Here is a 21,600-nt window from a genome sequence, read left to right as displayed (position 1 = left end):
GACGTGACGAATCTACTCACGGCAAACCGGGCGCACACACACCCCGCGCCGTGAGTACTTCAGACTGTTGTGCTAGTTCAGATAGGCCGCGATGGCATTGGCGATGGCCTGCGCGAATCGGGCGCGGCCGTCGGCAGATTCGAGGACGGCGGCGTCGCCGGGATCTCGCATGTTTCCGCACTCGACCAGTGCGGTGGGCCGCTCGGAGAAATTGAGTCCGGCCAGATCGGCGCGCGGGTCCAGGCCGTCGGAGCCGACGTAGTTGGAGTCGGTGAAGCCCGCGCCGACCATGGTGTCGCGCAGGGTGGTGGCCAGCTGCACCGACGGCCCGGACTGGGCGTCGTTGAGCGCGGGCGAGGAGTAGGCGACGTGGAAGCCGTGGTCGCCCGCGGGCGCGCCGTCGGCGTGGATGGAGACCACGGCCGCCGCGCCGACGCGATTGCCGAGGGTGCCGCGATCGTCGACGCAGGGCCCGACCCCGTCGTCGCTGTCGCGGCTCATGATCACGTGATAGCCGCGGGCGGTGAGCAGATCGCGCACCCGCTGCCCCACATCCCAATTGAACTCGTGCTCGGTGTACCCGTCATTGCCGCTGGTACCGGTGGTGTTGCAGGGCTTCATGCCGCCGCGCCCGTCGGGCACCTGGGCATTGATCTGGTCGGGATGGGCTGCGCCGCCGCCATTGTGGCCGGGATCGATGACCACGGTCTGGCCGGCGATCGGGAACAGCGGAACGGCCGGGGACTGCTGGGAGGGGTGCGGCTCGGACGCCGAAACCGGTGTGGCGGTGAGGCTCTGCCCGCAGCCCGCGATCAGCAGGGCGGCGGTCAGGGCTGCCAGGGACGTCCAGTGTCGGTGTCGCACGGGACAAACGATAACGGTTCAATCACGAACGAGTAAGTCAGTGTTCGAGTTTGCGCAGCAGCGCGTGGAGTGTGCGCAGGTCGGACGGGTCGAGCGTGGCCAATTCCGCGGGTGCGGGATACGGCGTGGCGAGGGCCTCGGCGAGGACCTCCTCACCCGCCCGGGTCAGCGAGATGAGTTTGCTGCGCCGATTGTTCGGGTCGATCTCGCGGGTCACCAGGCCGCGCTCCTCGAGATCGTTGACCACGACGGTGGTGGCCGGGGCGTCCATTCCGGCCGCCACCGCCAGCTGTTTAGCGCTCAGCGCGCCCGGAAGCAGCCGCCGCAACACCCGAAACCGGCTGAACGGCATGCCGGTTCGCTCGGCCACCGCGCGCTTCCAGGCGTCGCGGGTGTCCACCACGACGTGGTTGAGCTGCCGCCAGACCTCATCGGTCGTGGGCGTGTCATCCGGCATGAGCGGGGACCTTCTGTTCCAGCAGGGGGGCGATGCGATCTCGCGAACGGTACGCCCAGTCGGTATTGGCGGCCACGCCCAGCGCGGTCACGGCCATGGCGAAACCCGTGATGGTCCACCACAATCCGGCACCGGTGAGCGCACCACACAGTGCCACACCGAGACTCACGCCGACCTGACGGCTGGTGGAGGCCACCGCCGACGCCGCGCCCGCGCGATCGAGCGGCATGCCGCTGACCGCGGTGGTGGTGATGGGCGCGTTGACCATACCGAAACCGATGCCGAACAGGGCGAAGGTGATGACCAGCTGCCAGATCGGGGTGTCGGCGCGCAGCAGGGTGAGACCGATGGCGGCCACGGCCATCAGGCTGCCCGCCATCAGCAGCGACGGCTTGGTGCCGTGGCGTCCGACCAGGCGGCCCGACAGCGGGGAGAAGACCAGCATGCCCAGCGCCATCGGCAGGTAGAGCAGTCCGGTGTGCACGGCCGAGAAGTGGCGGGTGCCTTGCAGATACAGCGACATGTCGAACAGGAACGCGCCCAGCGCCGCGAACGAGCAGACCGCGATGACGGTGGCCGAGGAGAACGGGAAGCTGCGAAAGAAGCGCAGATCGATGAACGGCGACGGGTGCCGCGACTCGTGCCAGACGAATCCGGCCAGGGCCAGCGCCGAGACCGCGAAGACGGCGGGCTGCCGCTCGATCAGGCCGAACACCAGCGTGAACATCACCGCGATGGCGAGCAGTTGCCCGATCGGGTCCATGCTGCGCGGATTGGCCGACTTCGATTCCGGCACATAGACGGTGGTGAGCACCAGTGCGACCGCAACGATCGGCAGATTGATCCAGAACACCGACTGCCAGCCCAGGCTGTCGATGAGCAGGCCACCGACCAGGGGGCCCATCGCCGTCGAGATGCCCACGACCGCGCCCCACACGCCGACCGCGCGGGCCCGCTCCACCTTGCCGGTGAAGACGGTCGTAATGATCGACATGGCAACGGGATTCAGCATGGAACCGCCGATGGCCTGCAGGAACCGCGCGCCGATCAGCACCTCGATGGTGGGCGCGAGGCTGCACAGCAGCGATCCGGCCGCGAAGGTGAGCAGGCCGATGCGGAAGACGCGCTTGCGGCCGAAGCGGTCGGCGGCCGCGCCCGAGAGCATGAGCAGGCTGGCGAGGGTGAGGGTGTAGACGTCGACGATCCACTGCAGCTTCGACAGCGGCGCGCCCAGATCGGCGCGGATAGTGGGGATCGCGACGTTCACGATGGTCGCGTCCATGGACGAGATCAGCAGGCTGAGGCAGCAGGTGACCAGGATGATCGTCTTCCGGCGCGCACTCAGCCCCTCGACAGTTGTAAGCACACAATGATTGTGCTTTCACAACCATTCCGAACGCAAGTGATTCTTTCGGTGGCGCAGGTCACCTCAGTGCCGGGGTGGCGTCAGCTCTCCGATCAGACCCCACAGCACATCCAGCACGTCCTGGGTCTGCTGCTCGGCCGTGCCGTAGGTGTGCGCGGAGACCGTGAAACCCGGACCGAAGGAGGCCGAGGCGACTTCCGGGTCGCCCAGGTCGGACCACCCCCATTTACTGCCGAGAACCTGCGGCAGGCGGGCGGTCCCCCAGTCCTGGCGGGTGCCGTCGGCGGCCCTCTCGGCGGGTTCTTCCATCCAGGCCAGGATCGGGCTGTCGGGATCGGCGCGAACCTTGGCCGCCAGGAAGTCGGCGACGTCGGCGGTGCTCGTGCTCGACAGCTCCCAGTCGCCGCCGCCATGGGTGGCGGTCAGGCCGTATTCGGCGGCCACAGCGTCGATGGCCTTGGGGTATTTGGCGGAGAGCCGGTCCGCCGCGGCGTCGTCGGACTTGCGGATCATGCGTTCACACAGGTCCCGGTCGCCCGCGGAGCCGTCGCCGTGACGCAGCGCGTAATCGGCGATGTAGAGCTTCGAAATCGACAGGGCCGCACGCTCTTCGGTCTCGTTGGCGGTGCCCCAGCCGACGCCGGGGACCAGGGTGCGCACCGAGATCGAGGTCCGGTCGGGCACGTCCAGCGGCTGGATGTCGGTGGGTACGGGCTGGGCGGCGCCCGCTGTTCCGGACCCAGCCAGGCACGCCCCGGCGATCAATGCCGCGAGAACTCCGGTCCGACAACCCATTGCCACCTCCGCGTTCGCGTTCCGCCCAGTCCACCTTGCGCCGATGGACTGGGCGGTTGTTCACGACACGCCGAATCAGACGGTGAGGATGGTGCGGCCGACGGCCGCGCGGGAACCGATCGCGGCATGCGCGGCGGCGGCCTCCTCCAGGGGGAACGTCTGGCCGATGACGACCTCGAGGTCGCCGGCCGCGGCCGCGGCCTGGGCCCGGTCGTGCAGAGCGGACCAGTCGGTGTCCGGGGTGGCGATCTCGAACAGGGAGACCAGGGTGATGCCCTGGGCCGCAGCGGTTTCCGCGTCGACAGCGGCGAAACCGCCCGCGGAGTTGCCGTAGGCGATGAGCTGACCGCCCGGCTCGATCGCGGTGAGCGCCGCCCGGCCGATCTCGCCGCCCGCGCCGTCGAGGACCACCTGGACGCCGCCGGTCCGATCCCGCACCTGCTCGGCCCAATCGGGCTGGGAGTAATCGACCACCTCGTGCGCGCCGAGCCGTTGCGCCAGTGCGAGTTTCGCCTCGCCGCGCGCGGCGGCGATGACCCGGGCACCGGCCGCCCGGGCCAGCTGGATGAGCAGCGTGCCCAGACCACCGGCGGCGGCCGTGATCAGCACCCACTGCCCCGGCACGATCACCGCGTGATCGGCGACAGCGAGCGCGGTGCGTCCGTCGTGCGCGAGGGCCGCCGCTTGCACGAAGCTCAGCTCGTCCGGGACGACGGCCAGGGTGGCGGCCTTGGCCAGCGCCCGCTCGGCGTATCCGCCGATCGGCAGTCCGCCACCGATCCCGCTGGCGGCCGTGGGGGTGGCCACCCGCTTGCCGATCCACTCCGCGTCCACGCCCGGCCCGACCGCCTCGACCGTGCCCGCGACCGCACCGCCCGGCACGAACGGCGGCTCGACCGGGAAGAAGTTGACGGCCCAGCCGCTGCGGATGGTGGTGTCGAGGAACATCACGTCCGCGGCCGCGACCCGCACCACCACCTCGCCCGGACCCGCGACCGGGTCGGGAGCCTCGGTCACCGCCAGCACCTCGGGTCCGCCGAATTCCTTCGCCTGCATCACTCGCATGTCATTGCCTCTCGGTCGAACTCGTTCCGTGTGTCTGAATCGAGCATCGAACCTCGACTTACGTTGAGGTCAAGCGGAGTCGTGAAGGTTTCTCCGAGAGCGAACCGAGTGTGATCCATTTTCGAGGCAAGCAGCCTTGACTTCGACTCATACGACCGAATAGTTTGGTAACCGCGGCGAGACCCGCCGCCCACCCCCGGGACGACGAAAGGTGTCTCATGACCACCCCGCTGCTGAACGACATCCGCGAAGCCACCCGCGCCCGCGAAGCCGCCAAGCAGGCCGCCCAGGCCGCCGACGCGATCTGGCGCGACAAGATCAAGAACGCCACCGCCGCCGGCGAGCGCGTCTTTCTCATCGCCAAGGCCGCGGGCGACATCACCACCTCCCGCGTGTACCAGATCCGAGACGGCGTCCGCACCGGAAGCCGCTGAACTCCAACCCGTTCCGCACGTCTCCCGCGGCATCGCCGCAGAACTTGCGCGCAGCCATGGGAACCCTCCGGCCACAGCACGATTCCAGCCGCCGCGTTCCACCGGTAAGCCGCAACGGATGTACTCGGCGAAGACCGGATATCGGTGCCGATGACCACCGTCACCGCCAGCCGGCCGGACGCGCTGCCTGACCGATTCCGGGACCGCCGGCGGTCGGCACGATCCGCGTCGAGAGGGCGGTCGCCGGCAGCACGAGCGGGGATCCGCGCCGCTGCGACGGGCACAGTCCGCGAACTCGTATGCCATGTCTCGAAGCTGGGGCGGCGCATGCGAGAATCGGTGCGTGCATGATCAGCTGAAAGGGTGGATCGAGGAGCTGACCGGTGGGGACAGCACTCGGGCCATGGCGGTGGTGACGGGGATTCCGCAGGCCACCCTGGCGCGGCATCTGGCGTTGCCGACACCGCCGGTGGAGACGCTGATCGAGATCGCTCGGGCCTACAGCGCCAATCCGGTGGAGGTGCAGGTGGTGGCGGGGATCATTACCGAGGCCGAGGCGCAGCGGGCCGGGTCCGGCAGCGCGATCCGGCAAGCCTCCACGCGGCAACTGCTCACCGAGTTGTTGCGGAGGGATAAAGAGGCGGAGGACACGCCGGAGCGCAGACCATCGCGCGGGGAGGCCGGGGCGAGGCTGTTCCGGTGAGCAATATCGCGCCGATCCTCGCCGCCCTGTGCGCGCTCGCCGCGGCGGCGGCCCGGCTGCCCCGCTGGAAGGCCCCCGAATCGCGGCCCTTCACGATCGGTATGGCGTTGCTCGCGGTCTGGGCGGTGCTGCGCACCCCCGCCGTCAACGGGTCGGCCAATCGGATGACCTTGCCGAGTGGGCATTTCGAGGGCTTCCCGGGGCTGATCGCGGATGTGTCGCTGGTCGCGGCCGGAGCCCTGATCGGGGTGACCGTGGCAGACGCCTGGGGACGGGCGCTGTTGAAGCGGGCCTTCTACATCGGGCTGCTCGCGGTCGAAGCCGCGATGTTGCTCACCTACGACCCGCTGCATCCCTCGTCGGTGACCGTGCAGACGCACAACTGGATTCTGGCGCTGGCGGGCCTGGCGGTGAACGCCGCGGTGCTGGCCGGGTCCGTGCTCAGCTATCGCAGCGTGCCGACGCGATTCCGATTACCGTTGTCGCTGTACATGTTCGGCGGATTGAGCGGTCTGACGCTGGCGATCATCCGGGTGGTGACGCTGCTGCACCCAGCGGGACCGCAGGTGAATTCATGGTCGCCGATCGTCAGCATCCCGATCTTCGGATTCGCCCTCGGGTCACTGATCGCCGGCCGGCGCATGCGCGACCAGGAACTCGAAGACATCGACGCCTGACCGCTCGGCTTCGATAATGCCGGTATGCAGCACCCGGATTCCCTCACTTCCGACCCCGCGCCGAGCCCGGCCACCGAGCGTAATTCCCGGCTGACCGACACCACCCGCGTGGAGACCTTCAGCGACGGCGTCATGGCCATCGCGATCACCCTGCTGGTCCTCGAGATCCGCGTCCCCGAGACCGAGGACGGCAATCTGTGGCACGAGCTCACCGGCCTGTGGCCCAGCTACCTCGCCTATGCCGGTTCGTTTCTGACCGTCGGCGTGATATGGCTGTGCCACCACCGCTTCTTCGGCCGGATCCGGAAGATGGACGGCCTGCTGCACTGCGGCAATCTGCTGCTGCTCCTGGCGGTGGCGTTCCTGCCGTTCCCGACCACCGTGCTGGCCCACCATCTCGAGGACGGCGGCTGGAATGCGAGAGTGGCGACGGCCTTCTACGGTGTGGTGGGCGCGTTGCAGGCGGCGGCCTGGTTCGTGATGTGGATCGCGCTGCGCCGCGATCCGGATCTGTTCGAGCCCGGCTACGACGCCGTCTTCGCCCGGCGCGAGAGCATGCAGGCCGTCGTGGGTTTCGTGGTCTTCGACGTGATCGCGGCGATCGGCCTGCTGCTGCCCGCGGCGGCGCTGGTGCTGTATCTGGCGGCCGTGCTCGGCTACGGCGTCAGCAGTACCCGCAACCACGTGCTCTCCCGCGCCTGAGCGGATTCCGATCATCGGGACCGGCGTTTGCCAGCGGCTTCGCGCTCGGGTAGCGCGGTGGGTTCGGTGCGCTTATGCTCGTCCGGCAGATCCGAATCCGCTTGTCGGTCCGCGCATTTCGCACGGCCCGCGCACCCGGGTGCGGTCGGGGGCACCCGGGCGTTCGCCCAGGTCGAGGTAGTGCGGAAGTACGGAGCGTGTCGGAATCAGTGAATCCGCCGAGCGGGGAGCACCATACCGTTCGGAGTCAGCGCCTGCCCTATGCGATGTCGGCGGGGGCGCTGGCAATCACGGCGGGCGGGGTGGCGGTCGCGGTCTTCTTCGCCCCCAATGAATTCCGGTTGCCGCTGGCGATCGGTGCGAGTGTGGCGGCGCTGTCGCTGACCGCCGCGATCACGATGGCGGTGTACTACCGGGAGCGGGTGCGCTGGGTCCGGCAGGAGGCGCTGGGCTATCGGGCGCAGGCCGAAGCCCATGTCGCGACGGCCATGTCGGCGACGCAGGCGCGAATCGCCGAGTCGGAGGCCAGGATTCACGGCCTCCAGGAGCAGGTGAACCAGCACTCCCGCACGGCCAGGGAAAGCGAGAACCGGCGTGCCGCGGCCATGGCCGCCTTCGCCGGGGCGGCGGGTCGTATGCAGGCGATGAGCACCAGCATGCTGGCCGAACTGCGCGAGATGGAACATCGGCACGCCGATCCGAAGGTGCTGGCCGATCTGCTCGAACTCGATCACCGCACCGCCCAGGCGGGGCGGCTGGCGGACAGCATCGCCGTGCTCAGCGGCGCGCGCTCGGGCCGCCGCTGGGCCAAACCCATTGCCATGGAGTCGATCCTGCGCGGCGCGATGGGCCGGGTCGCCGGGTATCAGCGCGTCCGGTTGCGCGCCATCACCGAGATCGCCATCGCAGGGCATGCCGCCGAGGGCATCATGCACGCGCTGGCCGAGTTGCTCGACAACGCCTGCAACTTCTCCCCGCCCACCACCGAGGTCCACGTCTACGCCGCCGAGGTTCCCGCCGGCATCGTGATCACCATCGAGGACAGCGGCCTGGTCATGAGCGAATCCGCCTTGCGCCGCGCCGAATCCGCGGTCTCCCGCGAGCACCGCCGAGCCGACCTGTCGTCCTTGTCGGGCACCCGCCTCGGCCTGGCGGTCGTCGGCCACCTGGCCCGCAAGCACGACCTCACCGTCAGCTACCGCCCCTCAGCCATCGGCGGCACCGCGGTCGTGGTGGTCGTCCCCCGCGAACTGACCACCCGCCTGGAGCGCAATTCCGGCACCTTCAACCGCCTCACCCCGGTAGGGGCGGATGCCGCCCGACCCGCGAACCCCGCTGCCAGCAGCCAAGATTCCACCTCGGACAGAGCCGACACCAGCCCGGCGGCGATTCTTCCCCCTGCGGCGGTCAGCGGGCCGATCCCCATAGTCGACCTGCCCCCGGCGGCTCCAGCCGCGAGCCTCGACGAAATCGCTCAGCACGCAGCCACTTCCAGCGGCCTCCCCAAGCGCCGCCGCGGCAGCACCCTCGCGGCGGTACACCCGGACGGCCTCGCCGCCCCGGCCACCGCTCCCCCGCCGCGCCCACCCGCCCGCCCCTCGGCGATGGCGGCCTTCCAACGCGCTGTTTCCGGCCGCGGAGTCCCCGGCGGCTCAACGACTTCACCGCTCACCAACCTCGGTCCGGCCGGTCCCGGAGACCACGCCACGCCGACCGGTTCGGCCGGTGGCGTGGTGCCGCCCGGCGGCGAACCCGCCTCGGCCGCGCCGTCACCGAACCGCCCGGGACCCGACACCGGCAGCGGCGACGACACGTCGCTGCTCCCGTCCTCGCTGCTGGACGCGGTGCGGCGCGGCGAGTTTCGCGAGAACGCGCGCGCCGCGGCCCGCTACGACACGGGCTCCTTCCCCGCCGCCACTCCACCCGCGTCGGTCGCCGAGGACAGCACCGGCCCGCGGTCGCCCGGCTTCCGACACGATGGCCCGCACCGCGAAACGTATGGTGGCACACCATTTCCTGCGTCCGAGGCCCCCTCGGAGCTCGAGCGATGACCGCGTCCCACGACTACCGCGGTGGCGCGTTTCCCATCCCTGCGACCCTCTCGGAGACCGATCGATGACACCGTCCGCCACAGATTTGGGTTGGCTGTTGGAGCAGCTGCTGGTGCGTACGCCGCGGGCGCGGCATGCGCTGCTGCTGTCGGGGGACGGGTTGAAGATCTGTCATACGGCGGGGCTGGGGACCGACAGCGCGGATCAGCTGGCGGCCATCGCGGCGGGGATTCAGAGTCTTTCGCACGGCGCGTCGGTGGAGTTCGGGGACGGCCGGGGTGGGGTTCGGCAGTCGATGACCGAGTTCTACGGCGGGATTCTGTTCATCGTGGAGGCCGGGGTGGGGGCGCATATCGCGGTGGTGGCCGCGGAGGACGCCGACGCGGGGCTGGTGGGCCATCAGATGCGCGAGCTGGTCGAGCAGCTCGGCGAGCATTTGACGGCCGCGCCGCGGGTTCCGGGGGCGAGCGTGTCGTGACCAGGCCAGACGAGGATCCGGATCGGCTCTACACGCTGACCGGCGGTCGCAGCCAACCGGATTCGGACGCTTTCGATCTGGTGACCCTGGTGGTGAGCGAATGCGATCCGGTGCGCGGCATGCAATCCGAGCACGCCGCCATCCTCGACATGTGCCGCGCGCCGACCGCGGTGGTGGAGATCGCGGCCGAGCTGCGCCTGCCGGTCGGCATCACCGTCATTCTGCTGTCGGACCTGCTGCACGCGGGCAAGATCACCGTGCGTCACCCGGATCACGCTTCGCGGCAATCGAATTGGGTGCCCGACACCAACACGCTGGAAAAGGTGCTCGTTGGACTCCGCAAGCTCTGATACCCGTCCCGCGCGCGCCGACGCGCCCCTGTCCGCCGCGGCCCGCCAGGGTTTGAAGATCGTCATCGTGGGCGGCTTCGGGGTCGGCAAGACCACTATGGTGCGCTCGATCTCCGAGATCCGCCCGCTCGACACCGAGGCCACCATGACCCAGGCCGGCAGCGAGGTCGACGATCTGGCGGGAATCGCCGGAAAGTCCACGACCACGGTGGCTTTCGACTTCGGCCGCATCACCATCGACGACGAGCACGTGCTGTATCTGTTCGGAGCCCCCGGCCAGGAACGCTTCTGGTTCCTGTGGGACCGGCTGTTCAGCGGGGCGCTGGGCGCGATCGTGCTGGTGGACCAGCGCCGCATCGCCGACTCCTGGTACGCCATCGACCGCCTGGAACACCAGCGCATGCCGTTCATCGTGGCGTGCAACAACTTCAGCCCCGGGTCGGCGCTGTCGGAAGTGCGCGAGGCGCTGGATCTGGATTCGCACATCCCGCTGGTCGACTGCGACGCCCGCGACCGCGACGCCTGCAAGCAGGTCCTGATCACCCTGGTCGAGCACCTCCATCACCCGGAGACCGCCCGTTGGAGGAGTCCCGCATGACCGAGCCCGGCGTCGTGCCGCTGAGCGGCCCCCGCTTCCACACCGATCCGCACGCGCTCTACCGCGAAATGCGCCGCGACCACGGGCCGCTCGCGGCGGTCGAGTTGCCCGGCGGCATTCCGGCCTGGCTGGTGCTGGGCTATCGGGAGATGCATCAGGTCACCAGTTCGCCCGAGCTGTTCCCGCGCGATGTCAGCCTGTGGAACCAGTGGCCCAATATTCCGCCGGACTGGCCGCTGCTGCCCATGGTGGGCTCGCCGATGCCCTCGATCTACTTCACCGCGGGCGCGGAGCACCGACGGCATCTGGCCATGGTGGAACCGGCGCTGGAATCGGTGGATCCCTTCGAATTGCGCCGTGTCTGTGAGAGTTCGGCCGATCGGCTGATCGACGCCTTCTGCGGGCGCGGCACGGCCGAGCTGGTGGCGGATTTCGCCGAGCCGCTGCCGGTGCTGGTGCTGGCCTGGCTCTTGGGTTTTCCCGATTCCGAGGGCCCCGGCCTGGCCCGCGCGATGAAGGTGATGGCCGACGGCGGCGCGGACGCCCAGGCGGCGCACGGGCAGTTCATGCAGTACATGCAGCATCTGCTGGCGGTGAAGAAGGCCACCCCGGGTGAGGATCTGGTCTCGCGCATGCTGACCTGCCCGGCGCGGTTCACCGACGAGGAGTACGTCAACGATCTGATGGCGGTCACCGCCGCCGGTCACCTGCCGACGGCGAACTGGCTGGTCAACTCGGTGTGCCTGATGCTCACCGACGACCGCTTCGCCGCCGCGCTGGGCGGCGGGCGGCGCAGTGTGGACCAGGCGATGAACGAGGTGCTGTGGGAGGACTCCCCGACCTCGATCCTGGCCGGTCGCTGGGCAGCGCGCGATACTCGCTTGGCGGACAAGACGATTCGCGCGGGCGATCTGCTGCTGCTCGGGCTGGCGGCCGCCAATACCGATCCGCACGTGCGCCAGTCGGTCGGCGCCGCGGCCCATACCGGCAACAGCGCGCATTTCGCCTTCAGCCACGGCGAGTACCGCTGCCCGTTCCCGGCGCAGCAGATCGCCGAGACCATCGCGCGGACCGGTATCGAGGTGCTGCTGGACCGGCTGCCCGACATTGATCTCGCGGTGCCCGCGCCGCGGCTGACGCGGCGGCCTTCGCCGTTCCTGCGGGGAATGGCTTCTCTCCCCGTTGTTTTCACACCTGTTCGCGCTCTCGGAGGTTTCCAGTGAGTTCCGCATGCCCACACGCCATCAGTATCGATCCGATGGTGGGTGATCTCGCGGGTGAGACCGCCCGCCTGCGCGCCGCCGGGGCGATCACCCGGATCGAGCTGCTGGGCGTCCCCGCCTGGACCGTCACCGATCACACCGTCGCCCGCCAATTGCTCACCGACACAAGGCTGATCAAGGACATCGATGCCTGGAAGCTGTGGACCGACGGCGTGGTGACCCGGCAGTGGCCGCTGATCGGCATGATCGACGCGGGCCGCTCCATGTTCACCGTGGACGGCCCCGAGCACCGTCGCCTGCGCATCAAGACCACCCAGGCGCTGACCCCGCGCCGTCTGGAGGAGTTGCGCCCCAACATCGAACGGCTCACCAAGGAGCTGCTCGACAATCTGGACGAGGCGGGCCAGGACGGCGCGGCCGTGGACCTCAAGGAGGTCTTCGCCTATCCGCTGCCTATGCGGGTGATCTCGGAGCTGATGGGCGTGGAGCGCGCCGATCAGCCGATGCTGCTGGACTGGTACAAGAAGTTCTTCTCCATGGTGACCCCGCAGGACGAGCGGCTGCGGATCATCGAGGACATGGACGTCTACTTCACCGAGATGGTCCGCCGCAAGACCGCCGAACCCGGCGACGACCTCACCAGCGCGCTCATCCTGGCCGACGAGGGCGGTGAGCCGCTCACCGAGGAGGAGGTGGTCGGCAACCTCAAGGCGCTGGTCGCCGCGGGCCACGAGACCACGGTCAGCCTGATCCTGAACGCGGTGCGCGCCTTGCTGACCCGCCCCGAGCAGCTCGCGCAGGTGCGCGCGGAGGAGGTGGAGTGGAAGCAGGTGATCGAGGAGACCCTGCGCTGGGACGGTCCGGTCACCCATCTGCTCATGCGCTTCGCCACCGAGGACATCACCATCGGCGACACGGTGATCGAGAAGGGTGAGGGCGTGGTCATGTCCTACCGTGCCACCGGTCGTGACACCGCCGTGTTCGGCGAGGACGCCGACGAGTTCGACATCACCCGGCCGACGGCCAACCGCAACATCGCCTTCGGCTACGGCCCGCACATCTGTCCCGGCGCGGCCCTGGCCCGTCTGGAAGCGTCCATCGGCCTCCCCGCCCTGTTCGACCGCTTCCCCGATCTGCGCTTGGCCGTTCCGGTCGAGCAGATCGTGAACCTTCCGGTCATGACCCAGAACGACATCGCCGCGTTGCCGATCCACCTGGCCTGAGATGCTCCGCACCCCCGCATGCGGTCGCCGCGCGACCCTGGCACACTCTGCCGGGTGATGACCAAGGGAATTATCGCGTCGGCGACCGCGTGCGCGGTCCTGCTCATTGCCGGTTGCGGGGGAAACGACGGTTCCGCCAAGTCCGGCAGCGCTCCGAGCACGGCCCGGGACCAGCTGGTGCTGGTGGAATCCGAATTCCCCTCGGGCACCAAGAAGATGGACATCCCGCAGGACAAGCTGCAGTCGACCCTGTCCAATTTCGGCGCCACCATGGCCACCGCCACCGTCACCCCGGCCGAGTGCAAGGGCCCGCAGCTCGATGTGGCCGCGGCCGGGAAGGACATCCTGTCCAAGGCGTCGTTCTCGGTGGCGTCCACCGAGGACATGACCATGTACGTCGACTACGTCTCCGGCAATGTCGCCGATCTCCCGAAAATGGTTGACAACCACCAGAAGTGCCCCGAGGTGAAGGTCAGCTCGAACACCGACGGCAAGCAGGCCGACTCCACCACCAAGTTCGACAAGCTGACCGTCCCCGCCGCCCTGTCCGGCACCGACGCCATCGCCTACAAGACCACCAGCTCCACCACGATCGGCACCGCCGTCCCCCTCGACCAGACCACCTTCGAGGGCTATGCCACCGTGCGCGGCCTGACCGTCGGTGTCCGCGTCTCGACCTGGAGCGACACCCCGGACCAGCCCGCCTTCGAGAAGTTCTTCACCACCGCCGTCCAAAAGGTCCAGAACGCCAAGTAGTTCCGCGGCTCGCTCCGGCGGTCGATCATCGGCGGCGCGAACGGCTCTCCGATGCATCCCTGTGCCGAATCGACCGCCACCGACTTCGATCGGGGCCGGGATCGGAAGCAACGGTCCGGTGGCCTTCGCGAATTCGTGGGAGATGTTCGAGACTTCTTCGGCGGTATCGAAATCCACTCGGAGGCTGCCGCGTTGAACGCGCGTCAGCCGTGATGGCCCAGGCGGCGGGAGATCGCGTCGGCGGCCTCCACCGCCTGCTGCGCGATCTCCGGGAAGCGTTGGGCCGCAAAGCGATATGACGGGCCGGAGACGCTCAGGGCGGCGATGATGCGGCCGTCGCTGTCGCGGATCGGGGCGGCGACCGCGTTCAGGCCGATCTCGAGTTCCTCCTCGCACGACGCCCAGCCCTGGGCGCGGACCTCCGCCAGCTGCGTCTGCAGCACCGCCAGTTCGGTGACGGTGTTGGGGGCGAAGGATTCCAGGCGTTTGCGCAGCCGGGAACGCAGGTCGGCGGCCGGCAGATCGGCCAGCAGCACTTTGCCGCTGGAGGTGGCGTGGGCGGGGCAGCTCTGCCCGATCCAGGTGCGCAGGGCGATGCCCGCGGAGCCGACGGCCTCGGCGACATTGATGATGCGGTCGCTGTCGAGAATGGCGATATTGGTGGTCTCCCCGACCCGGGCCGCGAGCTCGTCGCACAGGTCCTGGCTCTGGCGGCGCAGATCCAGGTGGGCGCTGGAGGATCCGGCCAGCCGGACCACGGTGAAGCCGAGCCGGTACTTGCCCCGGTCGGACAGCTGCTCGACGTAGCCGCGCGCCTCGAGCACCGCCATCAGCCGCGACACGGTGGACTTGTGCACGCCTAGTTCGGCCGCGATCTCGGTGATCCCGGCCGAACCCAGCTTGGCCACGATTTCCAGGGCGGTCAGCGCACGGTCCACCGACTGCACGGGGACACCGGATTCCGGTTGTTTCGCCATAACACGCCCAGTTTATCGGCCTTCCGCCCGTACCAGGTCGGCGCACTTCTCGCCCATCGCCATGATGGTGATGTTCGGATTCACCGCGGGCAGTTTCGGCATGGCCGAGGCATCCACGACCCGCAGCCCCCGCACGCCCTTGACCCGGAGTTCGGGATCCAGCACCGCCATCGGATCGTCGATCGCGCCCATGCGCGCGGTCGCGGCCGGATGGTAGACGGTGTTGTGTGTCCGGTGCATGTAGTCGACGAGTTCCTCGTCGGTGACGGCCTCGGGCCCGGGAGCCAATTCCCTTGCCACCCATTCCCGTAACGGCGGCTGCTCGGCGATGGCCCGGGCCAGCCGGATGCCGTGCAGCATGACCCGTTCGTCGTGCCCGTCCGGGTCGCTGAAGTAGCGCGGGTCCACGCGCGGCTTGTCACGGAAGTCGGGGGAGCGCAGGCGCACGGTGCCGCGTGAATGCCCTTGCGTCACATTGGGTGTGAGGCAGAAGCCGTTCTCGGTGGTCGGATAGCCCCAGCGCACGGTGTTCATGTCGAAGGGGACGCTGCCGTAGTGCATCATCAGATCCGGCTGGGTGAGGCCCGGTTCGGTGGTGGCGAACAGCCCGATCTCCCACCACTGGGTCGAGCTGGTGACCATGGGGCACGGGGACTCCCAGAACACGAGACCCTCGACATGGTCGTCCAGGTTGGAGCCGACCCCCGGCGAATCCACCCGGACCGCGATCCGCATGTCCCGGAGATGGTCCGCCGGACCGATTCCCGAGAGCATGAGCAGTTTGGGGGTGTCGATCGCGCCCGCGCTGAGGATCACCTCCCGCCGGGCGCGCACGGTGTCGAACCCGGTGAGATCCGGTCGCCGATAGCGGGCCCCGATGGCGGAATCGGTGTCGTCGAACAGGATTTCGCTGACCCAGCACCCGGTGCGGATCTCCAGGTTCTTCCGCTGCCCCATGATCGGATGCAGATACGCGTGCGACGAGGACATGCGTACGTTCTCGGCGTCGGCATTGATCTGGAACCATCCGGCCCCGTTGGTCACCGTGGTCCCGCGGTTGAATTCCACGGTCGGCAGCCCGGCCAGCGCGGCGGCCATGAGCACCGCGTCGCCGCACGGGTCCTTGGCCGGGATGTCGCGGATCTCCACGGTGCGTTGCAGTTTCGGCAGATACGGCAGCAGCCCGTCGGGCCCCCACCCGGTCGCGCCCATGGCCTCCCACTCGGCCAGTCCCTCGGCGGGCGGATGGAACGCGATGCAGGAGTTGTGCGAGGAGCAGCCGCCGAGCACCTTGGCGCGGGCGTGGCGCAGGAAGCTGTTGCCGCTGACCTGCGGTTCCACCGGATAGTCCCAGTCGTAACCGGATTCGAGCAGCAGCATCCAGTCCGCGAGCCGCAGGATGCGTTCGTCGCCGACGTCCGACGGCCCGGCCTCGAGCAGGCAGACGGTGATGTCCGGGTTCTCGCTGAGTCGTGCGGCGACCACGCATCCGGCCGAGCCGCCGCCGATGATCACATAGTCGAAGGTGTCGCTCACGCCGTCACCTCGGATTCCACGGCGGCATGCGAGGCGAGCACACCGATGACGCGAATTCCCCTGAGCCCGAACCAGATCAGGCCCGCCCCGGTGATGACGCCGATGTAGATGAACGCGCCCCAGGTGTTGTACCAGGGCCCGCCGTACACCGCCGAGCGCGGCCAGGCCAGATTGATCGCCATGCCCAGGCCCCACAGCACCGCGAAGATGTTCACCGGCAGCCCCCAGCGCCCCATGGAGAAGTACCCGGCCTCGACCAGCTCCTGCGGCTTCCAGCCGCCCTTGAGCCGCTGCCACAGCATGGGCCCGGTGACCAGCAGATAGGCCAGATAGATCATCACGACCGCGATGGAGGTCAGCACCGTGAACACCTGCGGCTGACCGATATTGATGACCAGGATGAGCGCCGCCAGCACTCCGATCACCACGGCCGGAATGATGGGCGTCCGGTGCTTCTGGCTGACCCGAGCCAGCTTCTCCCCGAACGGCAGCGCGTTGTCGCGGGCCATGGCGAAGGTGAGCCGGATGGCGGCGGTGTGCACGGCCAGGGCGCACACGGTTACGGCGATGACGATGCACACCAGGAAGACCTTGCCCAGCCAGCCCCACATCACCTGTTCGACGATGTACTGCAAGCCGCCGTCGGTGGTGCCCAGCTTCTCGTCGCCCAGATTCGGCGCGGACATGACCGCGAATACCAGGATCGCGCCGCCGATCACGAAGGACGCCAACAGCGCTCGCAGGATCGCCTTGGGCGCGGTCCGCCGAGGCTCGACGGTCTCCTCACCCAGCGAGCTGGCGGTGTCGAAGCCGTACATGACGTACCCGGAGGCCAGGGAGGCGACCAGGAAGGCGCTCAGATAGCCGCCGCTCTGCCCGGCCCCGTACCCGTTGCTGGAGAAGAACACGCTCGGGCCGCGGGTCACGTGGACGCCGAGGATGATCGCGATGAGCACCGCGGCGATGAGTTCGATGAACACGCCCGCGCTGTTGATCATGGCCATGAGCCGCACGCCGAAGGCGTTGACGACGGTGGTGAAGACGATGAGCACGGTCCCGAGAATCACCGCGTTGGTGGCGTAGTCGTGGCTGCCGGTGCCGTCGCCCACGAGTTGGAATCCGCTCCACAGTTTCGGCAGATTCAGCTGATAGGCCAGGACCACCGCCGATAGCGTGACGATGGAGGCGGTGAGCATGAGCCAGCCTGCCGACCAGCCGACCGCCCGGCTGCCGAGCTTCTTGGCCCAGTTGTAGACCGAGCCCGCGACCGGATACTTCGCCGACAGCTCCATGAAGCACAGGGCCACGGCGAGCTGCCCGACGAACACCACCGGCCAGGACCACAGGTATCCGGGTCCGGCGGTGCCGAAGCCGAAATAGAACATCTGGAACGTGCCGGTGAGAATGGAGATATAGCTGACACCGGCGGCGAAACTCGCGAATTTCCCGATACTTCGGCTCAGGGATTCCCGATAGCCGAATTCCGCCATGCCGTGATCGTGGGCCGGAGTGCTGGTTGGAGCGGGTGGACGGGTGGTCGTCATGACGGACCAACTTTCGGAACTAAACGCTGAGAACCATATTCAGTTGTCGGTGAACCAGCCGCCCACCGCGGGCGCGGTGTTGTGCCAGATGTGTTTGGTTTCCTGGTATTCGGCCAGGCCGGAGGGGCCGAGTTCGCGACCGATGCCGGAGCGGCCGAAGCCGCCCCATTCGGCCGCGGGGGTGTAATAGCCGAAGTCGTTGAGCCACACCGTGCCGTGGCGCAGGGCGCGGGTGAATCGTTCGCCGCGGGCGAGGTCGGCGGTGCGGACGCCCGCCGCAAGGCCGTAGGCGGTGTCGTTGCCCAGCATCAGGGCCTCGTCGTCGGTGGTGAAGCGTTCGACGGTCAGGATGGGGCCGAAGGTCTCCTCCTGCACGATGCGCATGAGCCGGTGGCAGTGGTCGAAAATCGTCGGCAGGTAGAAACTTCCGTCCCGCAGCGCCGGATCGTCCGGCCGCGCGCCGCCGGTGACGAGCCGGGCCCCGCCCGCGATGCCCAGCGCCACATAGGCTTCCACCTTCGCGCGATGCGCTTCCGATACCAGCGGACCGGTCTCGCTGGCGGGATCGAGGCCGGGTCCGACGCGGATCGCGCGGGCGCGGCCGGCCAGCGCGGCCACGAACTCGTCGGCGATGGACTCGTGGACGATCAATCGTGTTCCCGCCGAACAGACCTGGCCGGAGTGCAGGAACGCGCCGGTCAGCACGGCGTCGACCGCGCTGTCGAAATCCGCGTCGGGGAACACGATGTGCGGATTCTTGCCGCCGAGTTCGAGCGCCACCCGCGTGATATGCCGGGCGGCCTTGCCCGCGATGATCTCGCCGGTGGCCGCGCCGCCGGTGAACGAGATGAGATCCACGTCCGGGGTGTCGGTGAGCGCGGAACCGACTCTCGCCCCGCTGCTCTGGATCAGGTTCACCACACCCGGCGGCACCCCCGCGCGGTCGATGAGGCGCACCAGGGCGATGGTGCTCAGCGGGGTGACCTCGCTGGGCTTGGCCACCATGGTGCAGCCGGCCGCGAGCGCGGGCGCGATCTTCCACGACATCTGCAGCAGCGGATAATTCCATGGCGCGATCAGGGCGCACACGCCGACGGGTTCGCGCACCACCCGGCTGACGATCGCCGGATCGCCGATGTCGACGAGCCGGTCGGCGCCGGTGGCGGCCAGGTGCGCGTAGTAGCGGAAGACGGCGATCACGTCGTCGACGTCGATATAGCTCTCGCGCAGGGTCTTTCCGGTGTCGAGGGTTTCGATGCGGGCGAGCCGGTCGCGCTCGGCGGCAAGTGAGTCGGCGATGCGCAGCAGCAACCCGACCCGCTCGGACACCGGTGTAGCGGGCCAACCGCCGGTGTCGAAGGCCGCCCGGGCCGCGGCGACGGCGGCCACCGCATCGGCCCGATCGGCCTCGTCCACGGTGGCGATGACCGTGCCGTCGGCCGGATTCACGATGTCACGGGTGCCGCCGCCGAGCGCGTTGGTCCATTTGCCGTCGATGTAGAGGCTCGGCCCGCAACAGAGTTCGTCGTCGCTCAACATTGCGGATCCTCGATCCGCTGCCGGGTCCAGGCGTGGAATTCGGCGATGTGGTGTTCGGCCGGAACCAGCACGCCGCCTTGCCGATACGCGCGCGAGGACATGGCCGGTTGGGTCCGTTCGCAGGCCGCGAAGTCCTGTTCGTTCACCCGATGGAACAGTTCCACGGAATGGTCGAGCACGCCGCCGGATTCGATGACGTCGGGCGCGTAGAGCCAATCGCATTCGACGATGGTGCGGTCGTGCGCCATCGGGTACATGCGGTGGAAGATGACGTGGTCGGGCACCAGGTTCACGAAGACCGTCGGCCGGATGGTGATCGCGAAGTACTTGCGGTCCTGTTCGGGTGTGAGACCCGGTAGCGCCTCGAAGCCCGCCCGGCCGTCCACGGTGAAACCGTCGACGCGGTCGCCGAACTCGGCGCCGTGGCCGACGTAGTACTGCGCCGCATAGCCTTTCGCGAATTCGGGCAGCACCTCGACCAGTTCGGGATGAATGGTCGCGCAGTGGTAGCACTCCATGAAGTTCTCGACGATCAGCTTCCAGTTGGCGGCCACGTCGTAGACCACGCGCTTGCCGACCGCGAGCCGTTCCATGCCGTAGTGGTCGATGGCGGCGGCGTCACCCAGTCGTCCGGTGACCGCGCCGATCACGTCGGCCTCGAAGGCGGGCGGCTCGTTGGCCAGGCACACCCAGGCGTAGCCGAGCCATTCGCGCAGCGCGACCGGGATCAGCCCGTAGGCGACGCGGTCGATCGGGGACCCCGAATCATCCTGCAGCGAACCGATATTGGGTGCGGCGACCAGTTTGCCGTCCAGTGCGTAGGTCCAGGCGTGATACGGGCAGCGCAGCGTGCGCCGCACCTGTCCTTCGGTCTCGGTGCAGATCAGGGCCCCGCGGTGGCGGCAGACGTTGAGGAAGGCGCGCAGTTCGCCGTCGTGGCCGCGCACCACCAGCACGCTCTCGCGACCGACCTGGATGCGGCGGAACGCTCCCGGGTCGGCCAGGTCGCTCGCGCGGGTCGCGCAGAACCACATCCGTTCGAAGATGCGCTCCTGCTCTTTGGCGAATACGGCCGGGTCGCAGTAGTACTCGCCGCCGAGGGTGGGAATCAGTGCCGAACTCACAGGGATACCAGCCTTTGCGGGGCGAACAGGTCGATGGGGTGGCGGGTCGTGCCGGTCATGGCGAGCTCGGCGAGAATCTCGCCGACCACCGGCACGAATTTGAAGCCGTGCCCGGAGAATCCGCAGGCGACGGTGACCGAATGGTGAGCGGGGTGCCGGGCGATCACGAAATGCTGATCGGCGGTGTTGGAGTACATGCAGGTGGCGGCGTGGACGGCGGGACCGTTCAGCGCGGGCAGCAATTCCCCTACCCGGGTGCGCATTTCGTCGATCTCCGCCGGATGCACCGTTCGATCGATGGTGTCGGGGGTACATCGGATGCCCTTGCGGAAGAAGGCCGTCTTCACTCCGCCGTCGGGTCCGTCGATGGCGGGAAAGCCGTAGATCTGTGCGCCGGAGTCGTTCTCGGCAATGTAGATGGGGTCGTGTTCGAACCGCTCGGCGCCGGTGTCGGGCTGCAGCCAGTACATGACCTGCCGTTCGATGTCGATCTCGACGCCCAGGTCGGCGAGCAGGCCGGGTGCCCACGCTCCGGGGCAGATCACCAGTCGGCCAGCGGTATAGGTGCCAGAGGCGGTGCTGACGGTCACGCCGGTACCGGAGTCCCGCCAGGATTCGACCACCTCGCCGAAGCGCAGCGTCGCGCCGTGCGCGGCGGCGAGCCGCAGGTGCGCCGCGACGGTACGTTCGGGCCGGGCGAATCCGGCCAGCTCCTCGTAGAGGCCGATGAAGTGCGGTTCGGGGGTGAAATTCGGGAAACGCGTGCGTATTTCGCGTGCGTCCAGCAGATCGTGCGGCAGCGACCATTCCCGGCTGGCGCGAATGCTGCCCGCGACGGTCACGCACTCCGGTGGCCCGACGTACAACCCGCCGGTGAGCCGGTACACCTCGTCCCCGGCGTCGCGGGCCAGGCGCTCCCACAATTCGTAGGCCCGCAACAGCAGCGGCACATAGGCCGGGTCCTCGAAGTAGGACTGCCGGATGATGCGCGAGCCGCCGTGACTCGAGCCGTTGCTGTGGGCGGGCGTGAACCGTTCCAGGCCCAGTACCCGGTGCCCGCCCCGGGCCAGGTGGTAGGCGGCGGCACTGCCCATGCCGCCCAGGCCGATGACGATGACGTCGTAGGTTTCGGTCATGA

The 21,600-nt window shown here is 68.7% G+C and carries 22 protein-coding genes; 11 read left to right on the top strand and 11 right to left on the bottom strand.

Translation table 11 applies throughout. The features are described from left to right. Positions 1-72 precede the first annotated feature (72 nt). From GPX89_RS39755 to GPX89_RS39735, 5 genes are all read right to left on the bottom strand, one after another. Positions 73-864 (bottom strand): N-acetylmuramoyl-L-alanine amidase, encoded by a 792-nt coding sequence (locus GPX89_RS39755; protein WP_328602851.1) that lies wholly within the window; start codon positions 862-864, stop codon positions 73-75. Between the two features lie 37 nt (positions 865-901). Beyond that, the gene (locus GPX89_RS39750) at positions 902-1,321 is read right to left on the bottom strand and encodes a MarR family winged helix-turn-helix transcriptional regulator (RefSeq protein ID WP_157392951.1); all 420 of its coding nucleotides are present in this window, start codon (positions 1,319-1,321) and stop codon (positions 902-904) included. Continuing rightward, the gene (locus GPX89_RS39745; protein WP_328602850.1) at positions 1,311-2,687 is read right to left on the bottom strand and encodes an MFS transporter; all 1,377 of its coding nucleotides are present in this window, start codon (positions 2,685-2,687) and stop codon (positions 1,311-1,313) included. The genes GPX89_RS39750 and GPX89_RS39745 overlap by 11 nt, the downstream gene beginning before the upstream one ends. Positions 2,688-2,750: 63 nt before the next feature. After that, complete coding sequence (locus tag GPX89_RS39740; RefSeq protein ID WP_157392950.1) at positions 2,751-3,482, bottom strand: serine hydrolase; 732 nt, start codon at positions 3,480-3,482, stop codon at positions 2,751-2,753. Positions 3,483-3,557: 75 nt separating this feature from the next. Further along, positions 3,558-4,547, bottom strand: a complete 990-nt coding sequence (locus tag GPX89_RS39735; RefSeq protein ID WP_157392949.1) for a zinc-binding dehydrogenase — start codon at positions 4,545-4,547, stop codon at positions 3,558-3,560. Between the two features lie 218 nt (positions 4,548-4,765). On the opposite strand from GPX89_RS39735, the gene GPX89_RS39730 reads away from it, so the two are divergent. The 11 genes from GPX89_RS39730 (at position 4,766) to GPX89_RS39680 (ending at position 13,742) form a co-directional block, all read left to right on the top strand. Then, entirely contained in the window at positions 4,766-4,981 is a 216-nt protein-coding gene (locus GPX89_RS39730; RefSeq protein ID WP_157392948.1) for a hypothetical protein, read from the top strand. 343 nt (positions 4,982-5,324) lie between these two features. Next, positions 5,325-5,684, top strand: a complete 360-nt coding sequence (locus tag GPX89_RS39725) for a hypothetical protein (protein ID WP_157392947.1) — start codon at positions 5,325-5,327, stop codon at positions 5,682-5,684. Then, positions 5,681-6,361, top strand: coding sequence for a hypothetical protein (locus tag GPX89_RS39720; RefSeq protein ID WP_157392946.1), 681 nt, complete (start codon positions 5,681-5,683; stop codon positions 6,359-6,361). Before GPX89_RS39725 ends, GPX89_RS39720 begins: the two co-directional genes overlap by 4 nt. A 24-nt stretch (positions 6,362-6,385) precedes the next feature. Continuing rightward, a complete protein-coding gene (locus GPX89_RS39715; RefSeq protein WP_157392945.1) occupies positions 6,386-7,063 on the top strand; it encodes a TMEM175 family protein in 678 nt (225 codons plus the stop codon). 197 nt (positions 7,064-7,260) lie between these two features. Next, positions 7,261-9,114 carry a sensor histidine kinase gene (locus GPX89_RS46115; RefSeq protein WP_328602849.1) on the top strand — a complete coding sequence of 618 codons (1,854 nt, stop codon included), beginning with the start codon at positions 7,261-7,263 and terminating at the stop codon, positions 9,112-9,114. Positions 9,115-9,178: 64 nt separating this feature from the next. Beyond that, positions 9,179-9,592 (top strand): roadblock/LC7 domain-containing protein, encoded by a 414-nt coding sequence (locus GPX89_RS39705; RefSeq protein ID WP_157392944.1) that lies wholly within the window; start codon positions 9,179-9,181, stop codon positions 9,590-9,592. Beyond that, positions 9,589-9,942 (top strand): DUF742 domain-containing protein, encoded by a 354-nt coding sequence (locus GPX89_RS39700; protein ID WP_328602848.1) that lies wholly within the window; start codon positions 9,589-9,591, stop codon positions 9,940-9,942. Before GPX89_RS39705 ends, GPX89_RS39700 begins: the two co-directional genes overlap by 4 nt. After that, on the top strand, positions 9,923-10,540 hold the full coding sequence (locus GPX89_RS39695; protein WP_157392943.1) for a GTP-binding protein: 618 nt from the start codon (positions 9,923-9,925) through the stop codon (positions 10,538-10,540). Before GPX89_RS39700 ends, GPX89_RS39695 begins: the two co-directional genes overlap by 20 nt. Then, positions 10,537-11,763, top strand: a complete 1,227-nt coding sequence (locus tag GPX89_RS39690) for a cytochrome P450 family protein (RefSeq protein ID WP_157392942.1) — start codon at positions 10,537-10,539, stop codon at positions 11,761-11,763. Before GPX89_RS39695 ends, GPX89_RS39690 begins: the two co-directional genes overlap by 4 nt. Positions 11,764-11,798: 35 nt before the next feature. After that, complete coding sequence (locus GPX89_RS39685) at positions 11,799-12,986, top strand: cytochrome P450 family protein (protein WP_157392941.1); 1,188 nt, start codon at positions 11,799-11,801, stop codon at positions 12,984-12,986. 57 nt (positions 12,987-13,043) lie between these two features. After that, positions 13,044-13,742, top strand: coding sequence for a hypothetical protein (locus GPX89_RS39680; RefSeq protein WP_157392940.1), 699 nt, complete (start codon positions 13,044-13,046; stop codon positions 13,740-13,742). A 203-nt stretch (positions 13,743-13,945) separates the two neighbouring features. Here GPX89_RS39680 and GPX89_RS39675 read toward each other — a convergent pair whose 3' ends face one another. The 6 genes from GPX89_RS39675 to solA are packed head-to-tail and all read right to left on the bottom strand — an operon-like array spanning position 13,946 to position 21,598. After that, entirely contained in the window at positions 13,946-14,719 is a 774-nt protein-coding gene (locus GPX89_RS39675; protein ID WP_157392939.1) for an IclR family transcriptional regulator, read from the bottom strand. 12 nt (positions 14,720-14,731) lie between these two features. Then, positions 14,732-16,255, bottom strand: coding sequence for a GMC family oxidoreductase (locus GPX89_RS39670; RefSeq protein ID WP_328602847.1), 1,524 nt, complete (start codon positions 16,253-16,255; stop codon positions 14,732-14,734). Beyond that, the gene (locus GPX89_RS39665) at positions 16,252-17,799 is read right to left on the bottom strand and encodes an APC family permease (protein WP_157392938.1); all 1,548 of its coding nucleotides are present in this window, start codon (positions 17,797-17,799) and stop codon (positions 16,252-16,254) included. Before GPX89_RS39665 ends, GPX89_RS39670 begins: the two co-directional genes overlap by 4 nt. A 39-nt stretch (positions 17,800-17,838) precedes the next feature. Next, positions 17,839-19,338 carry an aldehyde dehydrogenase family protein gene (locus GPX89_RS39660; protein WP_157392937.1) on the bottom strand — a complete coding sequence of 500 codons (1,500 nt, stop codon included), beginning with the start codon at positions 19,336-19,338 and terminating at the stop codon, positions 17,839-17,841. Continuing rightward, positions 19,332-20,468 carry an aromatic ring-hydroxylating oxygenase subunit alpha gene (locus tag GPX89_RS39655; protein WP_328602879.1) on the bottom strand — a complete coding sequence of 379 codons (1,137 nt, stop codon included), beginning with the start codon at positions 20,466-20,468 and terminating at the stop codon, positions 19,332-19,334. Before GPX89_RS39655 ends, GPX89_RS39660 begins: the two co-directional genes overlap by 7 nt. After that, entirely contained in the window at positions 20,459-21,598 is a 1,140-nt protein-coding gene (gene solA, locus GPX89_RS39650) for an N-methyl-L-tryptophan oxidase (RefSeq protein ID WP_157392936.1), read from the bottom strand. The genes GPX89_RS39655 and solA overlap by 10 nt, the downstream gene beginning before the upstream one ends. Positions 21,599-21,600: the final 2 nt, after the last annotated feature.

This window comes from Nocardia terrae, assembly GCF_009760405.1.
GTDB lineage: Bacteria > Actinomycetota > Actinomycetes > Mycobacteriales > Mycobacteriaceae > Nocardia > Nocardia terrae.
This window is presented reverse-complemented; position numbering and strand designations above follow the sequence as displayed.

Excerpts from the sequence above, each read along its gene's own strand:
- GPX89_RS39735 (WP_157392949.1), bottom strand. The coding sequence starts at position 4,547 with ATGCGAGTGATGCAGGCGAAGGAATTCGGCGGACCCGAGGTGCTGGCG.
- solA (WP_157392936.1), bottom strand. The coding sequence starts at position 21,598 with ATGACCGAAACCTACGACGTCATCGTCATCGGCCTGGGCGGCATGGGC.
- GPX89_RS39680 (WP_157392940.1), top strand. The coding sequence starts at position 13,044 with ATGACCAAGGGAATTATCGCGTCGGCGACCGCGTGCGCGGTCCTGCTC.
- GPX89_RS39715 (WP_157392945.1), top strand. The coding sequence starts at position 6,386 with ATGCAGCACCCGGATTCCCTCACTTCCGACCCCGCGCCGAGCCCGGCC.
- GPX89_RS39690 (WP_157392942.1), top strand. The coding sequence starts at position 10,537 with ATGACCGAGCCCGGCGTCGTGCCGCTGAGCGGCCCCCGCTTCCACACC.
- GPX89_RS39730 (WP_157392948.1), top strand. The coding sequence starts at position 4,766 with ATGACCACCCCGCTGCTGAACGACATCCGCGAAGCCACCCGCGCCCGC.
- GPX89_RS39660 (WP_157392937.1), bottom strand. The coding sequence starts at position 19,338 with ATGTTGAGCGACGACGAACTCTGTTGCGGGCCGAGCCTCTACATCGAC.
- GPX89_RS39740 (WP_157392950.1), bottom strand. The coding sequence starts at position 3,482 with ATGGGTTGTCGGACCGGAGTTCTCGCGGCATTGATCGCCGGGGCGTGC.
- GPX89_RS39675 (WP_157392939.1), bottom strand. The coding sequence starts at position 14,719 with ATGGCGAAACAACCGGAATCCGGTGTCCCCGTGCAGTCGGTGGACCGT.
- GPX89_RS39685 (WP_157392941.1), top strand. The coding sequence starts at position 11,799 with ATGGTGGGTGATCTCGCGGGTGAGACCGCCCGCCTGCGCGCCGCCGGG.
- GPX89_RS39750 (WP_157392951.1), bottom strand. The coding sequence starts at position 1,321 with ATGCCGGATGACACGCCCACGACCGATGAGGTCTGGCGGCAGCTCAAC.
- GPX89_RS39705 (WP_157392944.1), top strand. The coding sequence starts at position 9,179 with ATGACACCGTCCGCCACAGATTTGGGTTGGCTGTTGGAGCAGCTGCTG.
- GPX89_RS39665 (WP_157392938.1), bottom strand. The coding sequence starts at position 17,799 with ATGACGACCACCCGTCCACCCGCTCCAACCAGCACTCCGGCCCACGAT.